At 57.3% G+C, this 1749-nt stretch carries 1 protein-coding gene; it reads right to left on the bottom strand.

Annotated elements, in window-relative coordinates; translation table 11 throughout:
* Positions 1–192: 192 nt before the first annotated feature.
* Positions 193–1578 (bottom strand): IS1182 family transposase, encoded by a 1386-nt coding sequence (locus ACR0IP_RS23105; RefSeq protein WP_480528150.1) that lies wholly within the window; start codon positions 1576–1578, stop codon positions 193–195.
* Positions 1579–1749 lie beyond the last annotated feature (171 nt).

Below are 1749 nucleotides of genomic sequence, written 5' to 3'. Positions count from 1 at the left end.
GGCCACTCTCTGGATCGTTTAGATCGAAAGGCGCTTCCACAGATGATGCGAAATCGAAGGTCCGCTTTGACAGCCAGAACCAAGCCACGCCACTATCGCTGCGAAAGTCCGCTTTCCGCCGATATTGTTGAAAAACAACGTGTTGCTGGCGCAGAGAGAGGCGTACCGAACTGAGCGCGAGTGCCTTTCTTGTCAGGCTTTGCTCGTTTGCTGCGGTGCGGGAAAGATCTTGGCCAGTTTTCGGAGGTTCTGGGCGGTGGCGGCGAGGAGGAATTCGTCGGTTGCACCACAAGGGCCACGTAATCGGAGTCGTCCCAGCCCGAGAATGCGTTTGAGGTGGGCAAACAGCATCTCAACCTTCTTTCGGAGCTTTGCCGAGACTTTGTATTGGGGCGTTTTGCGAATGGCGCGTGCCACATCGCGTGCGTCTTCATGTTCTTCGCGGGTGATTTTGCGAGCATCGGCGTTTGGGCAGCACTTCATCTTCGACGGGCACGCCAGGCAGGTGTGTTTGAGGGCCTGATACTTGGCCACGCCCTTGCCCGTCGGGCCACGGTTCGGATCAGAGTAGTTGCGACGAAACTGCTTGAGCGCTTCGCCCTCAGGGCAGATGTATTGGTTGTTCTCGGGATCCCATTCAAAGTCTGCACGGGACCATGTGCCATCTGTCCGGCCAGCTTTGTCGATAACGGGAATGTGCGGCGCGATCTTGCGCTTCACCAGCCAGTCCAGCATGGGGCCGGAACCGTAAGCGGTATCTGCGATTAACCGTTCTGGGTGCAGGTCGAACTTGTCTTTGACCCGGTTCAACATCGTCTTTGTTGAACCGACTTCTGCCTGTCGGATTGATCTGGTGGCTTCGACATCGACGATTACACCGTGATCCGTATCAATCAGATAATTGTCGGAATAGCTGAAGAATGCAGGGCCTTTGCGGGCTGCAGTCCATTGGCTGGCGGGGTCAGAATGTGAGGTGAACTTGGGCTGTACCTCGCTGGCCGCGCCGAATGCCGCCTCGTCCAGCGTGTCGAGATACTCGCGGACCGCTCGGGACGCATCTGCCGGGTCAATGCTTGCCGCGTCCCAGTCTTCCTTCGGTGTTGAGTTCCGTTTGTTAGCATCGGCTTCGATCAGGCTGGCATCAATCGCCATGCGCTGGCCGCTGACGAGACCTTCCTCAATGCAGCGTGCCACAGTTGTCTCAAACAGACGACGCAACAGTTCGCTTTCCCGGAAACGGCCGTGCCGGTTCTTGGAAAACGTGGAATGGTCTGGCACCCGGTCGTTCAAGTCGAGACGGCAGAACCAGCGGTATGCCAGGTTCAAATGCACCTCTTCGCAGAGCCGTCGCTCGGATCGAATACCGAAGCAATAGCCAACCAACAGCATGCGGATCAGCAGTTCGGGATCGACGGAGGGCCGGCCCGTGTGGCTGTAGAAATCCGTAAGGTGCGCGCGAATGCTGCCCAGATCGACGAACCGGTCAATCGAGCGCAAAAGGTGGTCTTGCGGGACATGATCCTCCAGCGAGAACTCGTAAAACAGCGACGCTTGCGCTTCCTGTCTCGGTCCCATCATGGCTGATCCCTCCCTTTAGGAAGAATTGAATCAGCAACTTACCAACCGATCAAGCCCGAGTTTTTCAACAAAATAATGTGGTGCACCCCAGCATCCGGGCACACCGTTAGACGGCGGCTGTGGGCCGTCTGCGTGATCAGCTGACAGCGGGGCAGGGGCCTGTGCTGCACC

This window comes from Ruegeria sp. AL11, assembly GCF_056540865.1.
Note: the sequence above shows the minus strand (reverse complement) of the source record. Positions and strands in the feature narration are given on the sequence as shown.